The sequence below is a fragment of the Leptospira ryugenii genome (assembly GCF_003114855.1).
In the GTDB taxonomy this organism is placed as follows: domain Bacteria; phylum Spirochaetota; class Leptospiria; order Leptospirales; family Leptospiraceae; genus Leptospira_A; species Leptospira_A ryugenii.
Window position 1 is genome coordinate 552,742 of the sequence record NZ_BFBB01000008.1, and the last position, 26,665, is coordinate 579,406.

Annotated in this window: 27 protein-coding genes; 17 read left to right on the plus strand and 10 right to left on the minus strand. The window is 40.3% G+C overall.

Translation table 11 applies throughout. The features are described from left to right. Positions 1-51: 51 nt before the first annotated feature. The 4 genes from thyX to DI060_RS15345 all read left to right on the plus strand — a co-directional run bounded on the left by thyX (position 52) and on the right by DI060_RS15345 (position 4,412). Positions 52-975 carry an FAD-dependent thymidylate synthase gene (gene thyX, locus DI060_RS15330; protein WP_108977811.1) on the plus strand — a complete coding sequence of 308 codons (924 nt, stop codon included), beginning with the start codon at positions 52-54 and terminating at the stop codon, positions 973-975. Positions 976-1,042: 67 nt separating this feature from the next. After that, positions 1,043-1,735 carry a FecR family protein gene (locus tag DI060_RS15335; protein ID WP_108977812.1) on the plus strand — a complete coding sequence of 231 codons (693 nt, stop codon included), beginning with the start codon at positions 1,043-1,045 and terminating at the stop codon, positions 1,733-1,735. Positions 1,736-1,764: 29 nt separating this feature from the next. Further along, positions 1,765-3,138, plus strand: coding sequence for a hypothetical protein (locus DI060_RS15340; protein WP_108978167.1), 1,374 nt, complete (start codon positions 1,765-1,767; stop codon positions 3,136-3,138). Between the two features lie 2 nt (positions 3,139-3,140). After that, a complete protein-coding gene (locus tag DI060_RS15345) occupies positions 3,141-4,412 on the plus strand; it encodes a protein-disulfide reductase DsbD family protein (RefSeq protein WP_108977813.1) in 1,272 nt (423 codons plus the stop codon). Position 4,413: 1 nt separating this feature from the next. On the opposite strand, the gene DI060_RS15350 is transcribed toward DI060_RS15345, so the two are convergent. Together DI060_RS15350 and DI060_RS15355 are read right to left on the minus strand one after the other, a co-directional pair. Then, the gene (locus DI060_RS15350) at positions 4,414-5,358 is read right to left on the minus strand and encodes an NAD(P)H-dependent flavin oxidoreductase (RefSeq protein WP_108977814.1); all 945 of its coding nucleotides are present in this window, start codon (positions 5,356-5,358) and stop codon (positions 4,414-4,416) included. 10 nt (positions 5,359-5,368) lie between these two features. Further along, complete coding sequence (locus DI060_RS15355; RefSeq protein ID WP_108977815.1) at positions 5,369-5,656, minus strand: hypothetical protein; 288 nt, start codon at positions 5,654-5,656, stop codon at positions 5,369-5,371. Between the two features lie 38 nt (positions 5,657-5,694). Here DI060_RS15355 and DI060_RS15360 point away from each other — a divergent pair, with 38 nt between their 5' ends. Further along, a complete protein-coding gene (locus tag DI060_RS15360; RefSeq protein WP_108977816.1) occupies positions 5,695-7,650 on the plus strand; it encodes a PP2C family protein-serine/threonine phosphatase in 1,956 nt (651 codons plus the stop codon). 2 nt (positions 7,651-7,652) lie between these two features. Here DI060_RS15360 and DI060_RS15365 read toward each other — a convergent pair whose 3' ends face one another. Beyond that, on the minus strand, positions 7,653-8,690 hold the full coding sequence (locus DI060_RS15365; RefSeq protein WP_108977817.1) for a zinc-binding dehydrogenase: 1,038 nt from the start codon (positions 8,688-8,690) through the stop codon (positions 7,653-7,655). Then, complete coding sequence (locus tag DI060_RS15370; protein ID WP_244594439.1) at positions 8,690-9,316, minus strand: hypothetical protein; 627 nt, start codon at positions 9,314-9,316, stop codon at positions 8,690-8,692. Before DI060_RS15370 ends, DI060_RS15365 begins: the two co-directional genes overlap by 1 nt. Before the next feature lie 82 nt (positions 9,317-9,398). Here DI060_RS15370 and DI060_RS15375 point away from each other — a divergent pair, with 82 nt between their 5' ends. From DI060_RS15375 to DI060_RS15405, 7 genes are all read left to right on the plus strand, one after another. Beyond that, positions 9,399-10,229, plus strand: coding sequence for an adhesin OmpL37 family surface protein (locus tag DI060_RS15375; RefSeq protein WP_209452056.1), 831 nt, complete (start codon positions 9,399-9,401; stop codon positions 10,227-10,229). Between the two features lie 3 nt (positions 10,230-10,232). Beyond that, positions 10,233-10,895 (plus strand): rhomboid family intramembrane serine protease, encoded by a 663-nt coding sequence (locus DI060_RS15380; RefSeq protein WP_108977818.1) that lies wholly within the window; start codon positions 10,233-10,235, stop codon positions 10,893-10,895. Next, on the plus strand, positions 10,896-12,338 hold the full coding sequence (locus DI060_RS15385) for an alcohol dehydrogenase catalytic domain-containing protein (protein WP_108977819.1): 1,443 nt from the start codon (positions 10,896-10,898) through the stop codon (positions 12,336-12,338). Between the two features lie 6 nt (positions 12,339-12,344). Further along, complete coding sequence (locus DI060_RS15390) at positions 12,345-14,807, plus strand: hypothetical protein (protein WP_108977820.1); 2,463 nt, start codon at positions 12,345-12,347, stop codon at positions 14,805-14,807. Continuing rightward, positions 14,804-15,226 (plus strand): NUDIX domain-containing protein, encoded by a 423-nt coding sequence (locus tag DI060_RS15395; RefSeq protein WP_108977821.1) that lies wholly within the window; start codon positions 14,804-14,806, stop codon positions 15,224-15,226. The genes DI060_RS15390 and DI060_RS15395 overlap by 4 nt, the downstream gene beginning before the upstream one ends. A gap of 94 nt (positions 15,227-15,320) precedes the next feature. Beyond that, the gene (locus DI060_RS15400; RefSeq protein WP_244594440.1) at positions 15,321-16,406 is read left to right on the plus strand and encodes a carbon-nitrogen hydrolase family protein; all 1,086 of its coding nucleotides are present in this window, start codon (positions 15,321-15,323) and stop codon (positions 16,404-16,406) included. 99 nt (positions 16,407-16,505) lie between these two features. Further along, positions 16,506-16,697, plus strand: coding sequence for a hypothetical protein (locus tag DI060_RS15405; RefSeq protein WP_108978170.1), 192 nt, complete (start codon positions 16,506-16,508; stop codon positions 16,695-16,697). Here DI060_RS15405 and DI060_RS15410 read toward each other — a convergent pair. Continuing rightward, a complete protein-coding gene (locus tag DI060_RS15410; protein WP_244594441.1) occupies positions 16,694-17,746 on the minus strand; it encodes a hypothetical protein in 1,053 nt (350 codons plus the stop codon). The genes DI060_RS15405 and DI060_RS15410 overlap by 4 nt on opposite strands. A gap of 62 nt (positions 17,747-17,808) precedes the next feature. After that, complete coding sequence (locus DI060_RS15415; protein WP_108978171.1) at positions 17,809-18,438, minus strand: hypothetical protein; 630 nt, start codon at positions 18,436-18,438, stop codon at positions 17,809-17,811. Positions 18,439-18,495: 57 nt separating this feature from the next. On the opposite strand from DI060_RS15415, the gene prfA reads away from it, so the two are divergent. The 4 genes from prfA to DI060_RS15435 all read left to right on the plus strand — a co-directional run bounded on the left by prfA (position 18,496) and on the right by DI060_RS15435 (position 22,468). Then, entirely contained in the window at positions 18,496-19,557 is a 1,062-nt protein-coding gene (gene prfA, locus DI060_RS15420; protein ID WP_108977824.1) for a peptide chain release factor 1, read from the plus strand. A gap of 62 nt (positions 19,558-19,619) precedes the next feature. Beyond that, a complete protein-coding gene (locus tag DI060_RS15425) occupies positions 19,620-21,284 on the plus strand; it encodes a S8 family serine peptidase (protein ID WP_108977825.1) in 1,665 nt (554 codons plus the stop codon). 7 nt (positions 21,285-21,291) lie between these two features. Further along, the gene (locus tag DI060_RS15430; RefSeq protein ID WP_135355072.1) at positions 21,292-21,882 is read left to right on the plus strand and encodes a hypothetical protein; all 591 of its coding nucleotides are present in this window, start codon (positions 21,292-21,294) and stop codon (positions 21,880-21,882) included. Next, positions 21,848-22,468: a hypothetical protein gene (locus DI060_RS15435; RefSeq protein WP_108977827.1), complete on the plus strand. Its 621-nt coding sequence runs from the start codon at positions 21,848-21,850 to the stop codon at positions 22,466-22,468. Before DI060_RS15430 ends, DI060_RS15435 begins: the two co-directional genes overlap by 35 nt. Here the strand turns inward: DI060_RS15435 and DI060_RS15440 are convergent, their stop codons facing one another. Genes DI060_RS15440 through DI060_RS15450 form a run of 3 tightly spaced genes read right to left on the minus strand, consistent with a single transcriptional unit; the run spans position 22,469 to position 25,093 of the window. Beyond that, entirely contained in the window at positions 22,469-24,118 is a 1,650-nt protein-coding gene (locus tag DI060_RS15440; RefSeq protein ID WP_108977828.1) for an ATP-binding protein, read from the minus strand. Between the two features lie 7 nt (positions 24,119-24,125). Then, the gene (locus tag DI060_RS15445; protein WP_108977829.1) at positions 24,126-24,725 is read right to left on the minus strand and encodes a chemotaxis protein CheC; all 600 of its coding nucleotides are present in this window, start codon (positions 24,723-24,725) and stop codon (positions 24,126-24,128) included. Positions 24,726-24,727: 2 nt separating this feature from the next. Beyond that, positions 24,728-25,093, minus strand: coding sequence for a response regulator (locus DI060_RS15450; RefSeq protein WP_108977830.1), 366 nt, complete (start codon positions 25,091-25,093; stop codon positions 24,728-24,730). A gap of 53 nt (positions 25,094-25,146) precedes the next feature. On the opposite strand from DI060_RS15450, the gene DI060_RS15455 reads away from it, so the two are divergent. Further along, positions 25,147-25,779, plus strand: coding sequence for an MORN repeat-containing protein (locus DI060_RS15455; protein ID WP_135355073.1), 633 nt, complete (start codon positions 25,147-25,149; stop codon positions 25,777-25,779). Here the strand turns inward: DI060_RS15455 and metF are convergent. After that, entirely contained in the window at positions 25,776-26,660 is an 885-nt protein-coding gene (gene metF, locus DI060_RS15460; RefSeq protein WP_108977832.1) for a methylenetetrahydrofolate reductase [NAD(P)H], read from the minus strand. The two genes, DI060_RS15455 and metF, sit on opposite strands and share 4 nt — an antisense overlap. Between the last annotated feature and the right edge of the window lie 5 nt (positions 26,661-26,665).

The window sequence follows — 26,665 nt, forward strand, 5'->3', positions numbered from 1 at the left end:
TTTACCTATTTTCGACTTTTCAGACGGCTTGGAACTAAAAAAACAAGATATATGCAACAAACCGATTTTGAGCCCATTAGCCGCGCAAGCGTTCCAGCCCTAGATGCAATCCTAGGAAAAGCATTCCCTGTATTGAATGATGGCTTTGTTCGCATGGTAGATTATATGGGTTCTGATGAATCCATTGTTCAAGCCGCACGCGTTTCGTACGGAAAAGGAACAAAAAAAGTCAATGAAGACCGAGGCTTAATCCGTTACCTGATGCGCCATAGGCATAGTACTCCTTTCGAAATGTGTGAGATCAAATTCCACGTAAGAGTTCCCATGGACACTTGGCGCCAGTGGATCCGGCATAGGACAGCAAATGTAAATGAATACTCTACAAGGTACTCAGTTGCGATTGATTCATGCCAAACAACCAAACCTTCCGAGTGGCGCGTACAATCCGTCGGTAACAAACAAGGTAGTGATGGATATTTGAGTTTAGATACGGGAAACCAGCTTTCCAAAAGAGAATCCGACTTACAAGAGTTAGCAAATCAAATCTACTTGGAAAGATTACAGTTAGGTGTTGCCCGTGAACAGGCACGGAAAGATCTTCCTCTATCTACTTATACAGAAGCGTATTGGAAGGTAGACTTACACAATCTATTGCATTTTTTAGCATTGCGGATGGACGACCATGCACAATTGGAAATCCGTGAATTTGCCTCTACAATCGGGCATGAGATTGTAAGTAAGTGGGTGCCGCACACTTGGGAGGCCTTTATGGACTACCGCGTGGAGTCTATGTCCCTAAACCAATATGACAAGAAAATCATAGCTGCTCTGAACCAATCCGGGAAACAAGCGGCAGTTGACCTTGCCAAACAATTTGGGCTCTTGGATGAAGAAGGACTTCCTTCTAAAAAGAGCCGAGAGCGAGACGAATTGGAACATAAGTTAGAAGAGCTCGGTTTTTCCCTTCCTTGGTAAATTTGAGACTCAAAATCTGCAAAAAAAGTTTGCCAGGTTTGTTAAGTAAGGGTTAGGATAACAACTTATGAAAAAAATAATTTCTACCTCTCTATGTTTCATTTCATTCTTGCCGCTTTCATTTTTGTCCGCCCAGGATTTTGCCGTGGCAGGATTCATCAAAGGAAAGGTGAACATTCTTTCTGCAAATGATTCCTCTAAATTGTGGAAGGCGCTAAAAGTGAATGATGTCATTCAGCCAGGGGATACAATCAAAACAGGAAACGGATCCAAAGTAGACTTAGTATTCAAAGATTCTGAGTTTCGCCTCCAACCCAATACCACATTTGTTCTAAAAGAATGGGACCCAAAGAAGCAAGTGTCAAAGGCCTATGTTGAAAATGGTGCCGCTTGGTTCCGAGCTAAAGACTTTAAGAAAGGAAGTTTTGAGGTAAGCTCTCCTACTTCCACTGCGGGCGTTCGTGGAACTGCTTTCGGTGTTTACTATATGCCAAAAGAAAAGAAAACCTACACCTGTGTTTGCGAAGGAAAAGTAGATGTCAATGGCCAAGTCTTTGAAAAGGGAATGGGTGCCTCTGTTGGAACAGACGAAGCCATCGAACGAAATGAATACAAAGACATCATTAGCAAAGAAGGGGCGAATCTTGCATTTCAGAAAAAAATGCAAACCTTGCCTATGCTTAGCCAATGTTTAGCCTGCCACAAACCAATCGGCTGGGAAGCGAAGGATCGCATTCCAGATGAAAAATACGGCAAATAGTGAGATTTCTTTTTCTTTTCATTGTAAGTATGACCCTGACTTCTTTCGGCCTTTGGTCGGAAGAAGTCATCACAACAAAAAAAGACCAACCAGATGGATACTTTGGTGTTAAGTTAGGTGCCATCGTAACTCCTACATTTGGCTATCGTGTAAGAGACAAAGCCTCTGGTGTCTCTGATACGAGCCAGTCCGATCGAACTGGATTCTCTATGCCTTGGACATTATTTATGGTATCCAAAGAATGGGAGGATACAGGCTTTAAAGTTGAATTTTGGGGAGAAGTTTTAAAAGCCAATCAAATCTCTGCCGACACCAATGCAGACAACCAATCAAGATCAAATCCTCACATATTCGCGATTAGGCGAGCAAATGTTCAAAAAATTTGGACGATAGGATCTTTCCAACACACGATTATATTTGGGATGCAAGAGTTACCTCATATGCATTCTGTGTGGGCTGGATTTTATGATTGGCGTTATATGGATAGATCACCTCTGGAATCTTTGGGTTTTTCTCCGGACCCTGTTGATTTGGGTCTATCCTACCTGTTTAAATGGAAGACCATAAGTCTTCACACTGCCTTTGTCAATGGCGAAGGATATCGAAGTTTACAAAATGCAAATAACTCTGGTTATGATAGTGTAACGCGTTTAAGTTGGGAAAATACTTGGTTAGGTTCTCTTAAAACTGGATTGCATTTCCTTTCTCGACGTGGCAATTTCGCTGGTTATTCGGGAACCGAGTGCTTTGAAGGCAGAACAAGATGTCTGCCATCGGACAACAATCCTGCCACTCAATTGAGAGGAAATGTACGCCTTTCCCAGTCAGAAACCCATGCTGTGGAAATCAATATGATTTGGCGCGAATACATCAATCTAGGCATAGGAGGGATGTTTCGTAAGCGGTATGCTGGCGAAGTCTACGATCAGGTGAATCCATATCTGACTCTCTCAAGAACACCAGAGTTCACCGGTAGAGGTGCCTATGCATGGTTAGGGATTGGCAATTCTTGGCTCCGAATTGTGTTTCGTGGTGAGATTGCCAATGGTGGGCCCAATGCTGGATTGCGAACAACCGAGTCTAATCTTCAAGAACCTTGGGTAAGACTTGTGACCATAAATCAAATCAAAGAGCCAGTGTATTCAGACAAATCCTACTACCGAAACCATCAAGTTTATCTGGAGTACATACAATCAGAAAGCATTCGCATGGGTATTGGATATTCGGAAACGAGAGCCTTTGATCAAAACGGAGCCCCTCTCAAAACATATGTGGACCAGTTCTCCAATGAAAGGTCTTTACAGGAGTATCGATCTCAATTCACAAATCCGAGTCCCGCCTTGGTTTCGGAATACGGTCGTCTTGACCGAAATCTATTTCTAAAAGCCAATCTTATCTTTTAAGAATGTACCAAAACCTGCAAAGTTTTATCGAGTCAGAAATTTCACTGGGTGGAAGCTCTATCTATCTATTTTTACTTTTGTTTCTCGCGGGAATACTCGCAAGTTTGTTGCCTTGTGTTTACCCACTCTATCCGATCACAGCCGGGATTCTGAAATCAAGATCCCAATCTCTTCGATGGTCTCATCCGCTCGTATATTATTTTGGTATGGCTAGTACCTATCTTTTGTTTGGTTTATTTGCTGGCATATCCGGGGGACTTCTCAATCAAGTGTTTCGGTTTCCAGAGACCAATTTATTTTTAGCCTATATATTGTTCCTTTTAGCAATTTCGACTGCTGATTTCTTGCACCTTCCTATCTTCCAAAGTCGAAATTCAGGAACAAATACCAATCGATTAGGTGGGAGTTTTATTCTAGGGATGTTGGCTGGTCTACTCTCATCACCTTGTGTTGGCCCTGTCGTAGTTTCCATACTTCTCAATGTGATTAGCACTCAAAATGCAGATATCTCCATTCTGAGCATTACCCTTAGCACATTCAAAATGTTTATCTTTGGATTGGGTGTGGGGTTTCCATTTCTGATGATTGGGGTTTTTGGCTTTGCACTTCCGAAATCGGGAAAGTGGATGAAGTACGTTCAATACGGCTTAGCTATACTGATCCTATATTTTTCCTACACGTATTTTGAAAAGTCCATCTCGGGGATCAAAGCCCTCTATGATTCTTCTGTGAATATCTATATCCTTCTCTTACTTCTTTTTTATTTAATTGTAAAGGTTCAAGACAGTACTTTGTTTTTAACGGAACGAGTAAAACGTAGTTTGTATCTTTGGACTATACTACTCCTAAGCATTTTATTATTTCGTATAACGATTATTACAGAAAGTCCAGTTGGAAGTGCGGAATCATTAGAGATAGAACAAAGTGGAAATTTGGCTTGGTACAGAACCTTCGAGGCCGCAAAACAAAAGGCGCAAACAGAAGGGAAAAAAATCTTCATCGATTTTTATGCAGACTGGTGCACAAACTGCAAAGAATTCCAAAAACTCACTCTTACAAATGTAGACCTAAACCAAGCATTGGCTAAAGATGCAATCTTACTAAAAGTCTATGATACGGATCCAATTTTTGAAGAGTTTGCTAACAATCCAAATTACAAGGAACTACAGATTGGATTGCCTTTCTTTTTGGTTCTGGACTCACAGGGCAAAATGGTATATAAAACCAATAATTACCTTGCGTCTAAAGAAATGATCAAGGCTTTACAAAAGTAAATTAATTTCTTGGCAATTGCGAAACGATTGCTAAGTACTCTTGTGCCATTTCTTGGACAACTTCCTTTGCTGGTCTTACATCCTCTATTTGAGCAACACCCTGGCCAGCAGACCAGATGTCTCTCCACCGTTTGTATTCTTGCTCCATTGCTTTTTCGCCACCAGAATGCACTTCCGCCAGCTTTCGTGCACTTGATTCAAGTAGTTCGGGAGATTTCATTACAGACTTTGTTAGCCAATTGGCTGGGATCCCTGAAATTTTTTCGGTATAGGTAATTTCATCTGGGCCTGAGTCAATTAACATTTGTTTGTATTCGTTTTGTGCTCTTGACTCATTTGTCGCGATAAGCTTCGTACCAATATAAACAGCATCAGCACCCAAAGACAAAGCCGCAGCCATCTGCGCTCCACCTGAGATAGCACCTGCCGCGATAATAGGAAGCCCGGTCTCTTTTTTTAAGTAGGGTATTAAGGCAAATGGTGTTGTATTCCCAGCATGCCCGCCTGCGCCTTGCGCAACCGCGATCAATGCATCGGCGCCTGATTTAGCTACAATATTTGCATGTTTCAAAGTTGTGACATCGCAGAAAAGTGTAGCACCATTGGATTTTGCTTCTTTTGCAATGGTCCTAGGAGTCCCAAGACTTGTGATGATCAATTCTACCTTCATTTCCATGACCACTTCGAATTGTTTTGCCCAATTGGGATTGTGGTCTTTATGCAGAATTAAATTTACACCGATTGGTTTTTTTGTTTTTGATCGTATTTCTTTTAAACCTTCTTTGAGTTGCTCAGATGTTCGATAATTTAAGGAAGGAAAGCAGCCAATACCTCCAGCTTCCGAAACAGCTACAACTAACTCAGGATAGGAGACCAAAAACATAGGTGCTCCAATGATTGGTAAATCGATCTTGAGCATTTCTGTAATTTTTGTGGAAATTTTCATGAAGGGACCTTTAATTCGTTGGTTTTGGATTAAGATTTGGGATTTGTTCGGGGTAACGTCCATTTCTCGGGATACAGCTCATAGCAAATCCCTCTACGATAAAACAGATCGCATCTTTCGAAACACATTTGAGAGACTTTTGGTACTCCAATCGGTCAATTTCTGTTGGGATCGAATAACACTCCATTTTGTCATCGGAAATGAGTTCTTTTGAGTTAATGGTGTCTTGTGCAAAAACAGATGTTACACAAAGACTGAGAAATAAAATAAAAAAGGATAGGAATTGTAGAGGCTTCATATAAAATATTCCTGCTTATCGATCCTGTTTCAATTTGAATGAAAGTCAAACGGAAATATACAAACAAAAAGAGAAAGATTCTATGGGGGTATATCCTTTTTTGTCTTTGTTTACTACTCCCAAACTGCCATTTTGAGTCCATCCAAACTGCAAGGCCATCCATTGATCTCTTCCAAGAAGATACGATTGAATATCTTTGGCTACCTTCCGATAGCGATAAAAATCACCCTCAATTCTTGGCAAAGGAAACATTTGCCGTATTTGAAAAGGGTAAACTCGGTGGAAAACCAAATCCAAACCACAAGTTATGGATTCGGATTCGTAAGCCTCAAAAAGTAGCCTTCTCACAACCTGTTCTTTTTTTGGAAATTGCTTTAGAAAAAATGAAAGTTTTCGAAGGCAATGAGCTGATCTATACCTTCTCAGAAACAGATTATGTGTTCCCACACATTATCCCACTGTCTGCTGACAAGGAGGGATTTATATATATAGAATTCGATGGCATATACCGTGGCTTCTTAGGCATAGATAGATCTGCTTGGATATTAGAACATCAAGATGCCTATCATCATATGTTCATTCAAAATTTTTTCCGCATATGTCTTGGACCGGTTTTAGTTTTTTTATCTCTACTTTTCTTCGGAATGTATTTTTTGAATCGAAGTTTGAAGATGAATCTTTTCTTTTCAGCCTTTTTAATGAGCTGTGCCTGGATTGAAATTACAAATGGTTTTATAGCTTATTTTTGGCAGAACCAATCTCAATTGGTTTCAACAATCCAATACGTAAATTATGCGCTCTGTCCTCTTATGCTTTTGCTTTTTTTAGCACAAGTCTTTCCTCCCTTCTTTGGGAGTCTCTTTCGTTTGATCTCGTGTATTCATGTTGTATTGTACATAGTGTATTTTTTAAGAAATGATAGTGATCCAGTTTCTTTTTTAAATATTGAAGAAGATTTTTCTCTGTGGTTGGTTCCAGAGGCGATTATCGTAATTTATTCATCAATATATGTTATTTTTAGAAAGCAAAAACATTTAACTCTCATTTCTGTGGGAATCATTATTTTTATTTTTACTGGCATTCATGATGTTTTGGTTGATCTAGAAATTTTACCATACCGACTTTCTCTAATTCATTTGGGATTGTGGATAGGTGTGGTTGCCTTTGCATACTTTGTCTTTAAGCAATACTTCCAAATGATCCAATCAATGGACCAGATGAACCAACTTCTAATCCAAAAGAATAAAGATTTGGAAAGACTGATCGCTATTGATAGAGATTTAGATTTAGCACATACATTGCAAGAATCCTTACTCGCAAAGCGTGAAATCAAAGAATCTTTGATTCACATCAAAAGTTTCAACCAAGCCTTACACAGCGTAGGAGGTGATTACTTTGACTTTACTCAGGATAGTATGGGAAATTGGGGTATCATCATCTGTGATGTTGCTGGTCACGGAATTTCATCTGCATTTGTCGCAGCCATGACAAAGATGGCATTCTCTGCAACAGCTCCTTATATGCAATTTCCTCAAAAGGTTTTGCATTCTATGAATCGAAATTTAACAGGAAAGGTCTCTGGTCTTTTTATTACCTCCTCCTACTTATACTTTGATTTAGAAGCGAAACTTCTTTCCTTTTCAAATGCCGGCCACCCCGAGTTTTATCTGATCCGAAACACAGAGAGTGAAATCAGGGAAGTCCGGGCCAAAGGGAAACCTTTAGGCTTGTTCAATGACCTATCCTACCAAGAAAACAAACTCGAGCTTCTATCTGGCGATAGAATTTTCCTTTATACGGATGGGCTCTTAGACTTGGTGCATCCTGACGAGGGATCATTTGAAGAAAGCAAGTTAAAATCGATACTCTGGCAGAATCGTGAGCTTCCCTTGGATCAATTTGAGTCAAAAATGCTGGAAGAGATCAAACGATATACAATCGCAATGGGCGAACCCGAAGATGATATTTCTTTTTTAATGATCGAGGTCACTTAATTTTACAATTCGGGGTTTAGAATAAATCGAATTGGATTTCCTTTTTTATCTTCCAAAGCATGCAGATATTCATTTGCCTCTTCTAATTTATGAACACCACTGATGGATTTTGAAAGATTAATCTGTTTATCTTCATATAGCTGTATCAACTCTGGGATAGCACGACTATCAGAACCATAAGAGCCTGTAATTCGAATCTGTCTTTCGATCAGAAAGAAGGGCATAGGAAATTCTAATTTGCTCCTTCCGATACCTACGAGTACAATGCGTCCACCTCGATTCATAGCCCTTAGACTACTTTCAATGTTGGACATATGCCCTGAAAAGTCGGCTAGTACATCAACACCCTTCGTTTTTTCTTTTAAGACCTTTCCCAGTTGAATATTTTTATCTAACAGAATGCTCAAATCAGCACCATATGCCTCCGCATTTTCGAGAGAGCCTTGGTCTATGTCGACAGCTGTTATGTGAGCTGCACCCAATGCTTTTGCTATGGCTACTGCATGGATGCCGAGTCCCCCACAGCCAATCACAACTACATTTTCTCCTTTTTTTAACTCACCCTGGTATTTCAAAGCATGATAAGGTGTGGAAACAGCATCAGCGAGGATAGCACCTTGTTCAAATGGGATTGATTCAGGTAATTTGTGGAGGTATCTTTCTTCGATGATTAGATACTCTGCAAAGCCACCTCGTTGGTTGAACCCAAGCACACCAATTTGTTCACAGAGATTTTCTTTGCCGGCTAGACATTTGTCGCAGATACCACAGGAAGTTCCTGCACTGACGACAACCCTGTCTCCGACTTGGAACTTTGTGACGCCTTCGCCGAGTTCTGTAACAACACCAGATGTCTCATGTCCTGGAATGCATGGAGTGTAGGTTGCTTTCATCTTTCCATGAAGTATGAGGTGAATGTCAGACCCACAGATTCCGCATGCTTTCACTTTTATCTTTACTTGCTTGGGTTTAACTTCGGTTATGGGTACATCGTCAATTTTGAGAGATCTTTCGCCTGGTAAGAGAATGGCTGCTTTCATTAAAATAACTCGTTTAGATCGTTTAATAAATGTTCGGGGGACTTGTCTCCCTCTGCAAGATATTCCAAAGTAGACTCAATCAGGTCAGTTAAATAATAAGAATAGTTTTTATAAGTGGATAAAAACTCTTTGAGAGCATCTTTTTCCGAATCATTCAAACGATTCTCAAAAGTAAACTTACAGAGTGCCATCACGCCAAAAGCAGATTTTAGCTCATTGCTATTCTTGGCAATTTCGAAGATCTCTTTGACATCTAATTCGGGAAAGGTCGGCAATAGATCGGAAATTAATTCCAGTGCCCCAATGGGTATAGGCCGGTCTAGGGACTTTATGTAGTTCACTAAGATTCGATAGCTTTTGCTATCTCCGAGGTATGATAATAAATAGACAAGGCCACTCAAAATTGGTTTGTGATAGCCCCAAGTCAGTCGCCCTGAATCCGCCTCCCTAACCAATTGGTAGATGAGAGCCCAAGTATTTTTGTCAGACTTTTCTGCTAATTTCATAAGGTCCAAAAGGCGTGCCTCCCAAAGAGGGGAATACATCTCGGCCTTGAGGACATCAATCGCTTCAGTTGGCGAACTAGGCAGTGGGGAAACAGTCGCTGGCATACTAAATTTAGACATAATCTTATAAAACGATACTACAATGTCTTTTCTTTTTTATCTTGTTAATGAAATCTCTTTCCTACCGAAAATAGGGACACAGATGTTTCGCGTAGTCTCTATACTTCTGATTTGTTTTATGGCCTGGACGGATTCCTTTTCCGATCAATCCAGTTCCAAAGCAACTCAGTTGATCCGAGTGAGTTATGGCCTTAAGGACAATCACGAATACCTAAGAATTTTAAATTCAACCATCTCCAATCGCGGAACAGAAATCCAAAAGTTGTATTATAAGAGGTGTGTCCAACACCATATTGAATCTGAGATTCTCCATTTGCAAATGGATTTAGGAAAATCATACGCAGAGCTTCGGAGAACCCAAGGTCTCCTCATCCGCCTGTATGCATTGATTCTGGAAGATGAAATTGCTGACCTAGAAAGGGAATTAGGTGTGCTTGCCAAAAAAGCAAATGGAAAAGAAAAGACAGAAACCAAACTCTATCTACGGCTTGGCTATAGAGAGATTGCGATCGCTAAACAAAAGTTACTAATCGGAAAGAATATTCGTCCCTATCTTTACTTAATGAAACTTCATGAATTTGGATTTGCATTGAAATCTCTCAAACAAGCAGAGAAGTACATCGTCCTTTTGGGCTTATTGCATGATTCGATTGATGATTTTAACAAAGAAGCAAAGTCACTTGAGGGACTAGTAAGCGAAGTGAATCGAATCATTTTCGTTGATCGAGAAAAGTATTTAAGAATGTTGTATGATAGTTACTTTGATTCCTTTGAAGAACAAAGCTATTATGATGGTATTTGGAAAAAACCAGACCTCCATGAATTGGCAACAGGCATACCAAATTTTGATCCACCTTATGCCCGAAGACCGGATGAGGCCAAACTTCCGACCTCTGCTCCCAAAAAAGAATAAACAATGACTCGGTGGCTTTGGGAATTTCCTTTGACTGCATTTTTTGTCAGTTTTATGGTATTACTTTATCCTATAACAGTTATCTTTTTCCCATCAGTTATTGATGAATACTTTTTGGCAACTCCTGGACTATTCCAGCCAGTGAATTGGATCCTTAGCACATTCTTTCATGGTTCCTTTTCTCATTTATTCAATAATATGTTTTTTCTCATCCTTCTTGGAAGAGTCGTAGAGCAAAGAGTAGGCAAAGCCAAATGGTTATTGTTTTATTTTATGGCTGGCTTCTTATCCGTATTAGGTGACTGGTTTGTTAGGGGATTTCTTATAGGAGACACGACTCCGGTTGTGGGAGCGAGTGGTGCTATTTCTGGACTTGCATGTGTGGCGGCTATGTTATCTCCATTTCAATTTCCCATTAGCAAATCAAAACGGATCCCCTTTCCTATCTTTTTATTTGCTTGGATAAGCATCTACAGCGACGTCACAAATTTGTTTGCGAGAGACCAAGTGGCACATTGGGCACACTTAGCAGGATTTTTCTCCGTATTTGTAACAGCTTATTTTTTAAGTCAAAAAGAGAGAAAGCAAATCCAGCAGGGATTTCTATTGAATCTTTTGTTTTTTACATTGACTGTCATACTTTTGTTTTTTATCAACAATAGATAGATGCAGATCAAATTTAAGGCACTCGATTATACAGCAGATGATCGTTTCATAGAGTCGGAGTATGAATATTCCGGGGAGACCGAAACAGGTTGGAAGATCTCTAGGAATGGCGAGACCTATTTAGAAGTTGGGCCTGGGTATAGACTGCTCAAAACCAAATCCTGTGGTGTCTGTTCGACAGACATTGACAGACGTTTTCTCCCTCACCCTCTCCCCCAAATCATCGGCCACGAGGTATTGGCAGAGTCAGTAGGCAATAACGAAAAGCAGCGTTACGTGGTTGAGATCAACGACACTTGGGAGGCACGCGGTTCTGTAGAGACAGATGCGTTTTGCCGAGAGGGGATACCTACGCACTCTCCCGAAAGAAAAGTATTGGGAATCGACCGATTGCCAGGTGGATTCGGGCCTTACCTTCTTGTTCCTAAGAATGCGGCTATTCCTTTGGATGGGATTTCAGACAAAGCAGCTGTCCTCATGGAGCCTTTTGCAGCTGCACTCCAGGCAATGTTGGCTTCGCCTCCCAAAGAAGGAGACCGGGTTGCTGTGCTTGGGCCAAGGCGTTTAGGCAGTCTTGTACTAGCCGCTTTAAGTGCTTATAGAACATCTTCCAAAACCAATTTTCATATAACCGCCATTACGCGGCATGACCACCTAATCACACTTTCCAAAAAAATGGGAGCGGATGTGGCAGTTGATTTGCGTGTGACAAGTATCGATACATTGAAATCTCAATTTGACATAGTGTATGATACAACAAGCACTCCCAGTGGATTTTTATCCGCAATTGAGATTTCAAAACGAGAACTTCATTTAAAAACGACCAATGGGCAAACTATGGGTGGCTTACAGCACCTAACAGAACTAGTGGTTGACGAACTTTCTCTATTGCCTGTCTCTGAATCATCCTTCCAATTCATTTGGCCCAGAGAAACTAGAAAAAACAAAACTATTTTTGTGTTTGGATCTATGTATGAAAGATGGAAGGATAAATTGCCAACGCATTTCAAAGTATACCATGGCAGTCCAGAAGAGGCCGTCTCCATACTTGAAGGTAAAGATTTCGAGGGACTCGTGCCTCGCTTTGATTTGGTTCTCGTAGAATCTCCCGATCAAATAGCGAAAGCTATACGACCAATTCCAGGTTCAGAAAGCTCCCTCGTCCGACCTCGTAGTGCTATTTTGGTAGATAGTTCAAAGGAGAGTCTTTGGGAAGGTGAAGCAAAACAAACCCGAGAATTCTTTCAACAAGGAAAGCAGATTCGTAGTTCACGGTGTGGAGATTTCCATTTTGCCATCCAATTACTCAAAGAGAATCCGAGTGTTGTAAATGCCTTGGAAGAAAATATGATCTCTCATCAATATTCCGCATCGGATCTTACCACTGCCTATTCCAAAGCCAAGGAGCCTAGTTCCGTTAAGGTAGTCGTAAACTTTCCTTAAAATCATATGACAATCAAATCGGAAATCCAAACTTCTCTAGGTCCTACACTGACTCCAAACCAGAATGGTGAATGGGAGATTGATCTCTCTCAAGTTCGCATCTTTTTTGGACTTTCTATTCTATCCAAAACATTGGCGGAAGAAATAGGCAATTCACTCCATTCAACTCCCGGTGATGTATCTTTCCTATACCGAATCAATCCAAATATCAACCATGAACTCATCGACATGCACATACAATACGTACAAGTATATGCGAGAGCAGGTGTTTTAAACGATTGGATTATTTATCGATCTCAATTTGAAGATGATCTTCGTGTGGTTTTGGGAACATTTCAGAGGCAGTCAATCGCTAGAAAAATCCACCCAGAATTTTATGGTGAAAGCTCGCGAAGCTCCTCTTCCTTGGGGCTTCTTTTTCCTTTTTACGAATTAGACCAGCAAACTTCGGTTAATTACCTAATTCTAATGGAGCGTGTTTCAAATCCAAGCACTGCAGGGGAATTTTTCTTAAGAATCACGATTGATTCTTCCTCAGAACCGATGTTAAACTTAGGTTCCATCGCGCATTACCGCGTCGATGAAATTACAAGCCGAACGTATATTGCAGGTCTTTCTAAAATTTCAGAATCCCTATCCAATCAAATTATGATCGCAGCTCAAAAAGGCGAAACCTTCTTTGAAGAAGAAAATCGCCATTTCAGTAAAGTATTTGAGCAAATTGCAAAGACTCCTTTTGGAAACCTAACGCATATCAATTTTTATTGGGATGATCAATTTAGAAGATTTCTCTCTGGTGCAACATTGGAAAGTCTTCTTCCTATGATGAAAAAACTATTTTTGATCATGGAAGATACAGACATTGCCTCATTGATCAAAGAAGGATCCACCTTATGTGTTAAACTCGGTAGGGTAGATGTTTTTGTCGATCTATCAAGATTGGATAGAGTTTTAAACTTTAGCTTCAATAAGCGGAGAACTCAAATCAATTCAAGTTTCTACTTGAGACGAATGGTTCAATTGGAATCACTCGCAAACCAAAAAGCACATTCATTTGATTTTGAAAATACTCATATTTTTTTAATCCACCACATCACCTCAGAGATTGTATCTTTGATTGAGGCATTCAGAAGGTTAAAGGCAAAGTCATTGGATGTCGCATTTGTAAAGTATGGTGGAAAGATTCCACCTGCTTACTTGGATGTGCTTTTGGATATACCAACGGAACAATTTTATATGGCTGGTCTTGAGTTGAAACTAACTCAAAATAAAAAAGTCTATTATGCTGTTTCGTCGCTCTATAGTGATTTCTCTAAACATTCTCACTTTAAAGAAAAGTTAGAAGAGGCAAAATTTTCTTTTTATGATGCGATGAGATACTTAGCAACCTATCTTTTTCTTGATAAGTTGTTCCGTTTTACAAAAGGCCAAGACCACATCATTCTCATAGAGGATGGTGGATACATAGCACCTCTTCTAAACCAAAGGATGGCTGAAAACAAATCTTTGAAAGAATTCTGTGATGAATTTTGGATCAAATGTCCCAAAGAGTATGAATCAGAATCCCTGCAAAACTTTATCTTAGCTAGAGTGATTGGAACGGTAGAACATACCAGAAACGGATATGACAGAATGCAGAAAGTTTTGCAAAACCAAATGCCTTTGAGTCTACCTTGTTACTCGATTGCGATTTCAAATGAAAAAACCAAAGAAGAGTCCAAAGAAGTTGCACATTCCATGCTAAATGCGATAGAGAACTCTCTCCATGGTTTAGGAAAGGTTCTTTCAAAACGAAAGATACTCCTTCTTGGCGCAAAAGGTAATATCGGCTCCTTTTTAGAATCCTACCTCAAAAAAGGGCGCCTACATGAGTCAAACCAAGAGATTGTGTTAGTTGATAAAAAATACTCGGCAACAGAAGCAATGGCTTTTGACTCATTCGAGCGGGTGCCAAAACAAGATCTGTTAACGATAGATTTGGTGATCGGTGTCACTGGCGAGAGCATTCTCAAAAAAGAATCTTTGGAGACCTGGATATTAGAAAGCAAACACAATGATCTCTTCCTTGCCTCAGGTTCTACGAAAACTGTAGAATTTCAGGATCTCATCCATTGGTTCAACGAAATCAGTGCGGAAGACACTTGGTTCTCGATACAGGACCTTTCCTTTCAATGTACGATGGAGAGATTGTTGGATCCACAAACCCAAATGGATTTAGGTGCAAGGTTTATCTTTAAAACAGATCCAAATGCAAAGACACAGATTGAAAAAAGTATCTATCTCTTGAGTGATGGAAGTCCCATCAACTTTTTGTTTTATGGTGTTCCAACAGAGTCTATGGACCCCATCATATCGCAATTGGCAATGGCATCTTTAGGTATGGTATCTCAATTCAAAAAGAAAGCCTTACCAAAGCCAAACCTCTATGCAGTAGACCACCAAATCAATATTTGGGGGGAACCAAAGTGAGTAAACACGGCTATTTTCAAATCACACAAAAAGTTTTCCTAAGGAACCAAAACAAGCTTCTAGTTCTCCGTGATCGTAAATCAGGCCTAGGAGATTTGCCTGGTGGTCGAATGAATGAAGATGAATTTTTTGAAGACTGGACGGAGAGCATTCGTAGAGAATTGAGTGAAGAGCTTGGCGATACTGTCAAAATCAACCTAAATCCAGAACCGTTTTTAATTCATAAACACAGAGTAAATGAAGGAAATCACCCTTGTATCATCATTGCCTACCATGCTCAATTGCTCTCAGGAGAGATTGTAATGTCCGATGAGCATGATTTTTTGGAGTGGGTGGATGTTTCCACTTATAATCCCTCTCCACTTTTCACAGAATATATGTTAGAAGCAGTCCAAAAATATTTAAAACAATATGCATAATCTCTACGTTCCCCCTAGAAAAATCTTACTCTTTTTGCTATCGCTATTAGTGACAGGTTCGCTAGCTCATGTTTTAAAAAAGAATGAAATTCCAATGCCCAAAGTTGAGTTTTCTATCGCCAAAACAGAAACCAAACCAGAGGAAGAGAAAGAAATAGAATTTATAACAGCACCTTGGACAGACATCAAAATCCGCACTAATGGTGTAGATCGTAAATATGGAAACATAGTTGGCATGCAGGTGTTTTTATTTGCTAAGGATTTTGCCAAACAAGAATGGTGGGCGCTTCGACTAGAAGAGTTACTAAAAAAAGGCAAAGATGCAAACATTTATGATCGCAAAACAATCATTATCTTACCTGAGAATATCGGAACAGGTCTTGTGTTTTTGGGTGAAAAAGATTTTGTATTTGAAAAAGAAACATGGCAAGAGGCCATGGATGCTTTTGTCAAAAAACATGAATCAGAGCTCCAATCATTTCTCCCGGATTCAAAAAAACCAAAAGCTACATGGGAAGCTGCCTTTCGGTATCGCTCAGAAGAAATGGCAAAGGTCTACCAAGAGACCTTTTCTAAATTAGCAAATACATACAAAGTTCCCATCCTAGCTGGATCCATCATACTTCCTTCGCCCAAAGTAGTGAATGGTAATCTGGTGGTAGATCCGAAAGGTCCTCTTTATAATGTTTCCGTACCTTTCTCTGCCGATGGTCGCGTGATGGCACCTCTTCTGAAAAAAACCATTCTTACCGAAGAAGAAAAACAGATCTTAGAACCAGGTGAAAAAAACCAAGACCGGACTTGGATTGTTCCTGGTTGGAAAGTGGGTGTTTTTATGGGCTCAGAAGTTTTTTCTCTTCCTCTCTATGAAAGTTTACGTGGCAGACCCTTAGATGGTTTGGTGGCAATGTCTGCTTCTCTCTCGCCCTTAGATACAAAATCCTTGGCCGATTTGATACCTGAAGATATCAGTTCACTTTCCGAAAATCAAATTTGGGAAACACAAGGTCTACCAAAACATATAAAATTGACGAGAGCAGTAGATCTTGTGCATGTTTTTTTACATGGTGATTTTTTTGGCACCAATCCGAAAGGCCGCACATTCAACCTGAGAGATTTTGTAAATGCGGACAATGCAGAGTCGGATCAAGAGCCAACGATCTTGAATCTCTACTTCTAAAAAGAGATTTGTTTAGCGACTTAATGTATTTTTTTATTTCCTTATTTTTTGGAAAATGCGTTTGACAGCCCAGAAATCGAAGACCAACCTTTCCTAGCTATGTCCAAGAAAGTTTCTGCAGCCAATGAATTCTATGTGAAATGCCCTTTGTATACAAAAGGTCTCAAAGAATGCCCAAGCTCAAAGAACCGTCTGCAGGCTGAGGACATGGAAACCCTCACTTCACATTGCCTTTCCGAAAAGTACAAGGCCTGTCAATTTTTTGAGCGCCAGAAAGAACAAGCAGCCTAACTGTCTGCAGACTTCTTCACTTTTTTATAATAGTCCAGCATAATATAGTCTTCTTGGCTAAAGTTCAATTGGTCCAAGATGAGCTCGCCTTGTGCGTTTTCGTAGATAATGCGATCTCCATCGACAACCCAAAATCGTTCTAGGAAGAGTGGAAGGTGTTCCTTCTTTCCTAAAACCTTCCACTTCATAGGTTGCAAGGGTTCATTTTGGTTACCGGTCACAAATTCATCTTTGTTTGCCAATTTCCAAGAGTAGGCTTCTCGTGTCGAAATTGGGATCCCCCTTCCCAAAAAGGGAATGCGGTTTGTGGAATATTCGATTTCCTTTAGGTATAAATCGCCTATTTTTCCCGTAACAATATATCCAGAATGACCGTTGTTATACGTGATTTTTGGCAATACGACATCTTTGGATAGCAATTGTACCTTTTTGGTTTGACTTTGATAAAGATACAAATTGTACGCACCACCCGCACCGGACCAAACCAACCAATCTTCTCCTATGCTCGCTAACTGTAAGTTTGTTTTGAGTTTCGGGAATGGAGGTGGAAATTGGTCGAAACTAATTATCTTTTTTGGATTTTTAGGATGGGAGGTGCGCTCTTCATATAAGTCATTCTCAAAAAAATAAAATATCTTATCTCCTTTGGGGCTAATACCCATCCCTGTCTTGCATGGGATGTGTACGGCGGATTCGTATTCCACAGTAATGTTTAACAATGAATAGGCGTAAATGACACATCCTCCTTTTTGGCGCAAAGGATATTGGATGATGGCAAATTCTGCATTTCCAGAAATGTGCAAAAGTTCGGGACGAATTTTCAATTCTAAGTTTTTTTGAGTATCTGTTATGAGATCTTTGTAGAAGACAGTTTTGTTTTCTGTCCAAACTATCTTTCTTCTGTCTTCTGACATTTGGAAGATTCTGGGTTGGTTGGGTTTTGATTTTGAAATGATTTCGGCACTCGGGCGATTTTCGGAGAGGCGTTCTTTTAAAAGATCTAGAGCCTTTTCGTATTTTTCTTTGGAGATCAGTTCTTCGATCTCCATTACTAAGTTTTCATGATCAGATTTGCAGGAGAGAATGAAAAGAAATAGGAAGTAAAAGAATTTCACGAAGTTAGAAGCTCCGATGTTTGGGATAGAGTTTCAATTTCTTTGGAGAATAGACTCTTTGCCTGCAAACCTATGGACTTGGTATCATAATAAGTGAGAGTACCTGTAAGAAAGGCTCCACCAATTGGAATCCACCGTGTGAACTGTTTACGGAACATACGTTGTGAGATCATAATACCTATTTTTTCTAAAAAGCTTTGGAAAAACCTAACAGTTGTGGGGCGAATTAAAATTCGCATAGAAGATTCTTCGATCACTTTTCGGAATATTTGTGCTCCCGCATTTTTGAACATACAATACAAAAGCAATTCCTTGGTGACCTGCACTTCTTTGCCGAGAAGAGCAGCAATATCAATCACCAATTGGCCTTGGATGCGGTAGATCATCAATAACTCAGGTAAGATGCTAAGTAAACCTAGAGGTCCTGGAGGAAGGGAACAGGTCCCACTTATCAAAGCACATTTTAAAGAGGCATTTTGGATGAGTTCTTGGATCAGTTCATTGGGCGCCTGGATGGTTGGTGCATAGGGGCTTTTGTATTCTTCCAATCCTGTAAATAGATCGATGAGGCTTTCTAAAAAGCTATTTTGAGACCTTGGAAGGTGGTTTTGCGCATCTTTCGTCATACTACAATAGAGATTTTGGTTTATCAAAATCGGGCATTCTATACCCTTTCCATAGACATGATAGACAGATTGAAAAAAATACAAGAAAAATACCTTCGGATTGAGGATGAACTTGGTACAGCTACTCAATCGGATCAGTTGAAGAACTTATCCAAGGAGAGATCTCGACTAACACCTGTCTATAACAAGGCCGCTGAGTACATCAAAATCACAAAAGATATTGAAGACGCGAAAAAATTATTAAACTCTGAAAACGATCCCGAAATGCACTCTATGTTGAAGACAGAGATCGAAGAAGGAGAAACCAAACTAGAAAACCTATCTAAAGAACTTGAAATCATGTTGCTACCGCCTGATCCCAACTCGGGCAAAAGTATCCTTGTGGAAATCCGTGCCGGAACTGGTGGAGAAGAATCGGGATTGTTCTGTGCCGATCTATTCCGTATGTATAGCAAGTATGCTGATAAGATGGGTATGAAAGTGGACATCATAGATTTAAGCCCCACAGGGATTGGTGGCTACAAGGAAGTCGTTTTTTCCTTGGATGATGACCGCGCTTATGACCTATTCAAATTTGAGTCTGGCACACACCGCGTACAAAGGATTCCAGAAACGGAATCTGGCGGTAGGATCCATACCTCTGCGGTCACGGTCGCGGTTCTTCCTGAAGTGGAAGAAAGAGAAATCGAGATCAAAGAAAGTGACCTAAGGATTGATGTGTATCGTTCCTCGGGTGCTGGTGGACAGCACGTTAACACAACGGACTCTGCTGTTCGGATCACACACATTCCTACCGGTATTGTCTCTGCATCACAGGAAGAAAGGTCTCAAATTAAAAACAGGGATAAGGCGATGCGTATGCTCCGCGCAAGGATTGCCGATCAATTGGCTTTATCCGCCAAACAAAGTGCAGATGCTCTTAAAAAATCACAAGTTGGCTCTGGAGACCGTTCTGAGCGAATCCGCACCTACAATTTTCCGCAAGGCCGTTGTACAGACCATAGGATAGGGTTTACGAGCCACAATCTCCCTGCCATTATGGAAGGCGATTTGGAAGAGCTCATAGATGCTCTAGTCCAAGAAGACCGGGCAAAACGCCTAGCGGATGCAAAAGCCTAGAATTTTTGCTTGCTCAAGAAATTTTTTTGAATGAAATCTGTTAAGTACAATAGGTAGGGCAAATGCGTTCGATTAGTCTTCTTATCCTTTCCATTACTTTGTTTTCGAATCTCTATTGCAAGAAGTCGAAGAACGATGATTTCAATGATCTATTGCTTTTGTATCTTTTTAGTACGAGGGCGAATGCGACCGCTTGTGGAATTACAAGTGACGACCCTCTTTATACTAATCAATGGCATTTGAACAATGTTGGTCAATCAGGTGGAACTACAGGTGAAGACGCTCGCGTTTTGTCAGTGTGGAATGAGTCGGTTTTTGGATCAGGCGTTAATGTAGCGGTGGTCGACGATGGTCTGGAAGAGTCCCATGAGGATTTGAAAGCTAATATATCTACTTCAATTCCAGGTATTAATCTAGTTAACGATACTTCAAGTCCTACGCATATATTTTCAAATTCATATCATGGCTCAGCGGTTGCTGGTGTCATTGGTGCGAGAGCTTCAAATTCATTGGGTGGACGTGGAGCAGCACCGTGCGTGAATTTAGTTGGTGTCGATATCCTTGAACAAAATACAATCCCGAGCTCTGATGAATTCTCGGCAATGACTCATAATGTAAGCGCGATTGCCATATCGAACAATAGTTGGGGGGCACCTGACAATTATGGAACATATAGTGCATCATCCTCACTATGGAGATCGGGTATCGATACTGGAGTGTCTTCAGGACGGCAAGGGAAGGGTACGCTTTATTTTTGGGCTGCCGGGAATGGGGGGAACCCTGCATTTCCTACCACGAACATAAAATTTGATAATTCAAATTATGATGGCCAGGCGAATTATTATGGCGTTATGGCAATTGGTGGTATTGGGCAAAATGGAAAAAGAGCTGCGTATTCTGAAAGTGGAGCTAACGTCTTAGCAGTGACCCATACTCAAGGTAATGATACAACTACCTATACGACTGCAATAACGACTGTAGATGCAACTGGAAATAGAGGTTCCAACAATAGTACAAAAACAAGTGATCTGAGCGATAGGAACTACACAAAATTTTTTAATGGTACATCATCTGCAGCGCCTTTAGCAGCAGGAATAGCTGCACTACTTATTAGTAAGTATCCTGATCTCAGTTGGCGAGATGTAAGAGAATTAATTGCGTATTCTGCCAGAAAGAATGATGCTTCCGATTCCGACTGGAGACAGAATGCAGCCGGTTTGAATATTAATCATCAATATGGCTTCGGTGCAATCGATGGGGAAGCGTTGTTAAATAGAGCAAAAAACTGGAATAGAATAGTCACAAATCAATCAGTAGTAACTGGCAATGCCGATACGACATCACGAGCAATACCTGATAATAATGCGACAGGAGTTAGTTTTACTTATACGTTCTCAAGTTCTTTAACTTACACTGAATTCGTGGCAGTTGAATTTGGAACGGGACATACTTATTATCCTGAATTGGATATTGAAATAACATCTCCGAATGGTACTGTAAGTAAATTAGCGGAATCGCATAGATGTTATAGAGTATTGTACTCAACAACGTGTTCTTCTGGATCGACAACAATAGCAAGTTCTACTGGTAGTAGCATTTATCGATTTGGTCTCGTGCGAACTTTGGGAGAAAATCCTAACGGAAATTGGAGCGTAAAAGTTGCCGATACAAGCGCAGCTGACACTGGTAGCGTAAATTATATCAGACTTACAGTTTATGGAAGGTAAATCTCAAATGAAGAATAATCTTATTACATCCTTTTTAATTATTTTTTTATCGTTAATGTCCTGCGTTTTTTCAGAACCGAAGTTAGCAGTGAATAAATTTCAAGATGGTCCACTTCCAATTAGACATGAGGGAGTTTTGAAAACCATTTATCCTCGCCACGAATATATTGCTGAGAATACGAAAACGTCGTCTATAGTTTCGAAGATAGATAAATATGCAAAAAATGTAGGCGGAGAGACTAATGGATGGACGATTAAAAAATTATCAACATCGTATAATTCGAAATCCTTTGTTTCCTCAGAAAAACTCGCAGATTCATTAACTCAGGTGTTTTCATTTAGCAATGATCAAGAAAATGGATTTTTTATAGTTCCTGGACTTGTGGTCGTACTGTTTAAGAATAAAATGACTCCTGCTTTGATCCAGCAATGGTCAGAAAAATATAGTATAGGTGGTTATAGGATTTTAAGTGAAAAAATCATTACTTTAGATTATTCTCCTGGATTAAGTGCGATAGAAAATGCTGAAAAAATTCGCTCATATGATTTTGTCGAGGATGCTTATGCAGATATTGCTCAACAAAAAGTCCCAAAGTAATCTATATATTTTAGCAGGTATATTCATTGTTTCCTTTCTTATACCTGCCTCGCTATTTTGCGAGTCTTTCTACTACTATGAAGGCAACCAAAGGGTTTCTTTGGAGCTAGAGCCCAATTTGGTAGCGGAGTTTGGCTTCCAAGCGGATGGCCAAGGGAGAACGGTGCGCTCCACGGTGCAAAAGGTGGATACAGGTGCGCGGTTGCAAAGTTCCCATGGCTCTGTGGGTGTCTGGAAAACTGAGTCGGGTAAAATAGAACCAAGCTCTCTCTCCAAATCACTCAGCCCAAGCCAGAGTAACCAATTCTCGCCTGTCTTCAAACAAACCAAGGGAATTACACTGATGGCTTTGCCTGGCAACATCATCGTAGAGTTAGATGCGAGCCTAGACCAGAAAAAAGCAGAAGTATTCTTTGGACAAAGGGGCTTACGGATCGTACGCAAATTGGATATGGTAGGACGGAATTTTTACGAAGTGGAAACACCTGCCGGGGCTGAGTCTTTAAACATTGCCAACTCACTCTATGGCCAAACAGGTGTTATTTCGAGTATGCCGAACTGGTGGCGAGAAGTAACAGCGAAATAGTCAAGATTTGAATGGGAAGAGATTGTCCGGATCCTTCCCATAGTAATAGATCAACTTTAACAGATCAGACTTTCGGACAGGTTTTGTCAGATAGGAATTGCAACCTGCTTCAAAACTCGCTTTAATGTCTTCCTTAGAAACATTTGCCGTCAAAGCTATGATGGGCAGTGCCTTTGCTTCTGAAATGGAGTGGCTACTTTCGTAGTGTCGGATCTTTGTGATAGACTCGTTGCCATCCATGATGGGCATCTGAACATCCATTAGCACCAGATCAAATTTTGACTGGATCACTTTATCAAAGGCGACTTTTCCATTCTCTGCTACTTCAATTTCAATCGGATACTTACGAACCAAGGTCTGTACTAAAAAAACATTCTCAGGCGAATCCTCGGCCAATAAAATTTTCAATTTAGGGAAGTGTTCTGGATCAGGTAGTTCCAAATCTTCCCAATGGTCTCGTTTTAATTCCTCTTGTTCATGATACGGATTGTACGGTAGAATGACTTTAAATTTTGAACCAACACCTTCTCGGCTCTCGACTGATAGTTTTCCAGACATCAACTCAGCTAGTTTTTTAGAAATTGTTAAACCTAAACCAGTGCCACCAAACTTACGTGTATTGGAATTGTCTACTTGCGTAAAACTATCAAAAATACTTTGTAATTTGGATTCCGGAATTCCAATACCGGTGTCTTCCACTTCTATCAGAAGCATTTCCTTGTGCTCCACTATGTCCACAGTATGCGATATGCTCAAGTTGATATGACCTTCATTGGTAAACTTAACCGCGTTGCCTAACAAATTGATCAATATTTGTTGGAGCCGAATCGGATCACCATAGATAGAGGTCGCTAAACCTGGGAAGATGGAGGATTGCAAGGCTACACCTTTATTCTTTGCCCGTAGATAAAATAATGATAATGTCTCTTCGATTACATTTTTAAGAGAAAAGGGATGGTTTTCGATTTCAATCTTCCCTGCTTCGATCCTAGAAAGATCCAAGATATCATTAATGAGATTGAATAAAGCTTTACCTGAATTTCGTAGAACTTCCAAATATTTTTTTTGGTCAGAATCCAATCTTGTTTCTTCCAAAACTTCAGTCATCCCCAAGATAGAATTGAGAGGAGTTCTAATCTCATGACTCATCGAAGCTAAGAACAAAGACTTGGCATGAGATGCTTGGATGGCCGCTTCTTTTAGCTGTGTAGCAACATTCATTTGCTCACGTAACATACTTTCCCGAACGACTTGTTGCGTCACATCAGAGATCTGCACCATGGCAAGAGTTTCCTCACTGTTCTCAATGGGGATCGGAATGATATGAATGAATTGGTGGATGCGTTTGTTATCAATTTGGTTTTTTCTGGATTCAAAGAGTGGAAATGGAAAAGGATTTAAAGTTTGGGTTAGGATAGAATATTGGCGGTCCTCCAAACACAACTGTATCGATCTGTGAAGCCTTGTGCCTTTCAGTTCAGGAAATACTTGGATAAAATTTTTTTCGCAAACATCGATCTCTTGTAACAGAGCGTACTTCAAAAACCACTGATTGACTAGAGAGATAGTTTCTTCTTGATCAATGATGAGGATACCAATACCAGACTTTCGGATAATGGTTTCTAATACATTGATGGAAAACGATCTCACTGATAGGTTATAATTCGCTGATTAAAACTTGTGAAAGTTCTTTGATGGATTTGAATTCGAGAACAAAGAAGATATAACCTTGTATATCTCTGCCTTTGACATGGTAATTGATAAATGCTAACAATAGAGTATTTTCATCGGATTGGTAGTCTTGGTGGATCATCTCTTGGTATTTCCCAACGTTGAACTCAGGCAAAAAGGTCTCAATTTTTTTTTGAGCCATCTTTGCGAGAGTAGAAAGGATAGAATTTAATATAATATTGCCAATTTCACTAAGAGCATCTTTTTCAAAGTGAGAAACCTCATTGGTTTCCACATAGTCTTTCATCATCATGCGTACAATTTCTAGACTAGAGGTTTTGTGAAACAAAATGAAGGCAGAACCATTTCCCAAACCACCTTTGAAGTTTTGTTTGATAGAACAAACATCTCGGTCAATCAGATTGTCCATTTTGATGGCATCATCAAAGGTAATGAGTTTCAAACCTGGAACCGTAAGTAAGATTTCGTTAGAAATCATCTCACTCAATAACTTTGCGGCTCCTCCCAAACTTATGTTGAAGAGTTCATTGAGGGCATCGGCTTCCAGTTCTGTGAGTTGGTCCATATTTATACTTTTTTGATGAATGGCGTAAGCTTTTCTGGAGAGATAGGTTTTTCGATGAAATCAATATTTATGGCCGCTGCCTGGTTACGAATGGCATCTTGTATATTTGCAGTGATCAGAGCCACTTTTGCATCAGGAAACTTTTGTTTTACGATACTAGCAAGTTCCAATCCAGTCAAGGTTCCTGGCATATTTTGGTCTATCGTTGCAAAATCGAGCTGAGAGATACCGTTCAAAATGTCCTTGGCTTTGTCTGCGGAGTCAGATTCTGTGAATTCACAGTCCAGAGGCAATTCTCCAATGATCTTTTTGATCATCAATCTAGTCACCGTACTATCGTCCACAATCAATGCCTTTTTAGCTGACATATTTAAAATCCTTTTTCAAATGACTCATGGTTCTTATCGATTAGGTTATCAAAGTGTTGAATTTACGCAAAGATATGGCAACAGGAATTTTCTTGCTACTCTTGGGATTGCTTTTGTCTCATTGTAGTACCGTACCTGTGACATGTACCTCAGGTGATTGTGATAACGGAGAAGGTATCCAGATCATTGCCGATGGCAGTCGCTATGAAGGCGAGTTTTTAGGAGCAAGGCGCCAGGGCAAAGGAAAGCTTTATTACGAAAATCAGGACATCTACGATGGTGAATTCTTTGAAGGCAAACGAGAAGGCCAAGGCACATATAGCCACCACGGTTCTGATCGGTATGAGGGAAAGTTTGAAGAGGGCTTACGCCACGGAAATGGAAAGTACCATTACAAAAACCAGGAAGTGTACGAAGGGACGTATCGTTCTGGCCTAAGAGAGGGAATGGGAACCTATACTTATCCCAATGGAGATCGTTTCGAGGGTAGCTACAAAAACGGAAAACGTGAGGGGCCTGGGATCTACATATTCGCCGACAAAAACGTGTTAGAAGGGGTTTGGAAAGAAAACCATCTCCAAGGAAAAGCAATCATCCGAAACCCAAAAGGAAGGATCATCCACGAAGGGTATTGGAAGGACAACAAATACCTAGGTAGAGAAGAACCCAAAGAAGATTCCAATTAAATAGCGTCGAAGTTTCTGATGCCCAAAGATTCGTAAATCTTTCGAGTCGCCTTAGATTTGTTCAGTGTATACATATGGATGCCAGCCACATTCTGGTCTAAGAGTCCTCTCACTTGTTCCGTTGCCCAGTGGATGCCTACATTTTCTGCATAGGCATCATCTTCTGCTCGTGAAAGTGATTTCAAAAGTTTTGCTGGAAATCTGGAACCAAGGGAAAGTTCCGCCATACGTGCCATTCCTTTTCTAGAGGTGATCGGCATAATACCCGCAATGATAGGGACTTTGATACCTGCGATCTCGCAGCGTTCCATAAAGTCAAAGAAGTCATTGTTGTCGAAAAATAGCTGCGTGCAAATATAATCAGCTCCTTGGTCAACTTTCCATTTTAGGTTTTCGATTTCTTTGAGTCGATTGGGAGTAGAGGGGTGGCCTTCCGGAAAGCCTGCCACACCGATGCCCATCTCTGGAAAGTGTTGTTTGATGAATTGCACTAACTCCCCAGCGTATTCAAAACCATCCACCGGCTTTACAAAATTGGACTCGCCTTTGGGTGGATCACCACGCAATGCCATGATATTGTGAATCCCTGAACTATGGTATCGTTTGAGTACTTGATGGATGTCGTCTTTGCTCGCACCTACACATGTCAAGTGGCTAACAATCGTTAGTCCCGTTTTTTCCTGAAGTTTTAAAACTAGATCATGAGTCAAGTCTCTAGTGGAACCACCGGCGCCATAGGTAACACTCACGTAGGCTGGATTTAAAGAGGAAAGGTCCTGGATATTTTTGAAGAGCTCTTCAGAAGCTTCTTCATTTTTGGGAGGGAAAAATTCAAAACTGATAGAAGTTTTTCGTTTTGTGAGGACCTGAGAAATGTGCATGTAGA

Bases quoted from the DNA above. Each gene is read 5' to 3' on its own strand.
- DI060_RS15445 (WP_108977829.1), bottom strand. From the start codon at position 24,725: ATGGACCAACTCACAGAACTGGAAGCCGATGCCCTCAATGAACTCTTC.
- DI060_RS15385 (WP_108977819.1), top strand. From the start codon at position 10,896: ATGCAGATCAAATTTAAGGCACTCGATTATACAGCAGATGATCGTTTC.
- DI060_RS15425 (WP_108977825.1), top strand. From the start codon at position 19,620: ATGCGTTCGATTAGTCTTCTTATCCTTTCCATTACTTTGTTTTCGAAT.
- DI060_RS15415 (WP_108978171.1), bottom strand. From the start codon at position 18,438: ATGACGAAAGATGCGCAAAACCACCTTCCAAGGTCTCAAAATAGCTTT.
- DI060_RS15335 (WP_108977812.1), top strand. From the start codon at position 1,043: ATGAAAAAAATAATTTCTACCTCTCTATGTTTCATTTCATTCTTGCCG.
- DI060_RS15400 (WP_244594440.1), top strand. From the start codon at position 15,321: ATGCCCAAAGTTGAGTTTTCTATCGCCAAAACAGAAACCAAACCAGAG.
- metF (WP_108977832.1), bottom strand. From the start codon at position 26,660: ATGCACATTTCTCAGGTCCTCACAAAACGAAAAACTTCTATCAGTTTT.
- DI060_RS15345 (WP_108977813.1), top strand. From the start codon at position 3,141: ATGTACCAAAACCTGCAAAGTTTTATCGAGTCAGAAATTTCACTGGGT.
- DI060_RS15380 (WP_108977818.1), top strand. From the start codon at position 10,233: ATGACTCGGTGGCTTTGGGAATTTCCTTTGACTGCATTTTTTGTCAGT.
- DI060_RS15450 (WP_108977830.1), bottom strand. From the start codon at position 25,093: ATGTCAGCTAAAAAGGCATTGATTGTGGACGATAGTACGGTGACTAGA.
- thyX (WP_108977811.1), top strand. From the start codon at position 52: ATGCAACAAACCGATTTTGAGCCCATTAGCCGCGCAAGCGTTCCAGCC.
- DI060_RS15365 (WP_108977817.1), bottom strand. From the start codon at position 8,690: ATGAAAGCAGCCATTCTCTTACCAGGCGAAAGATCTCTCAAAATTGAC.
- DI060_RS15375 (WP_209452056.1), top strand. From the start codon at position 9,399: ATGTTTCGCGTAGTCTCTATACTTCTGATTTGTTTTATGGCCTGGACG.
- DI060_RS15410 (WP_244594441.1), bottom strand. From the start codon at position 17,746: ATGGAGATCGAAGAACTGATCTCCAAAGAAAAATACGAAAAGGCTCTA.
- DI060_RS15340 (WP_108978167.1), top strand. From the start codon at position 1,765: ATGACCCTGACTTCTTTCGGCCTTTGGTCGGAAGAAGTCATCACAACA.
- DI060_RS15430 (WP_135355072.1), top strand. From the start codon at position 21,292: ATGAAGAATAATCTTATTACATCCTTTTTAATTATTTTTTTATCGTTA.
- DI060_RS15370 (WP_244594439.1), bottom strand. From the start codon at position 9,316: ATGTCTAAATTTAGTATGCCAGCGACTGTTTCCCCACTGCCTAGTTCG.
- DI060_RS15405 (WP_108978170.1), top strand. From the start codon at position 16,506: ATGTCCAAGAAAGTTTCTGCAGCCAATGAATTCTATGTGAAATGCCCT.
- DI060_RS15435 (WP_108977827.1), top strand. From the start codon at position 21,848: ATGCAGATATTGCTCAACAAAAAGTCCCAAAGTAATCTATATATTTTA.
- DI060_RS15360 (WP_108977816.1), top strand. From the start codon at position 5,695: ATGAAAGTCAAACGGAAATATACAAACAAAAAGAGAAAGATTCTATGG.
- DI060_RS15350 (WP_108977814.1), bottom strand. From the start codon at position 5,358: ATGAAAATTTCCACAAAAATTACAGAAATGCTCAAGATCGATTTACCA.
- prfA (WP_108977824.1), top strand. From the start codon at position 18,496: ATGATAGACAGATTGAAAAAAATACAAGAAAAATACCTTCGGATTGAG.
- DI060_RS15390 (WP_108977820.1), top strand. From the start codon at position 12,345: ATGACAATCAAATCGGAAATCCAAACTTCTCTAGGTCCTACACTGACT.
- DI060_RS15355 (WP_108977815.1), bottom strand. From the start codon at position 5,656: ATGAAGCCTCTACAATTCCTATCCTTTTTTATTTTATTTCTCAGTCTT.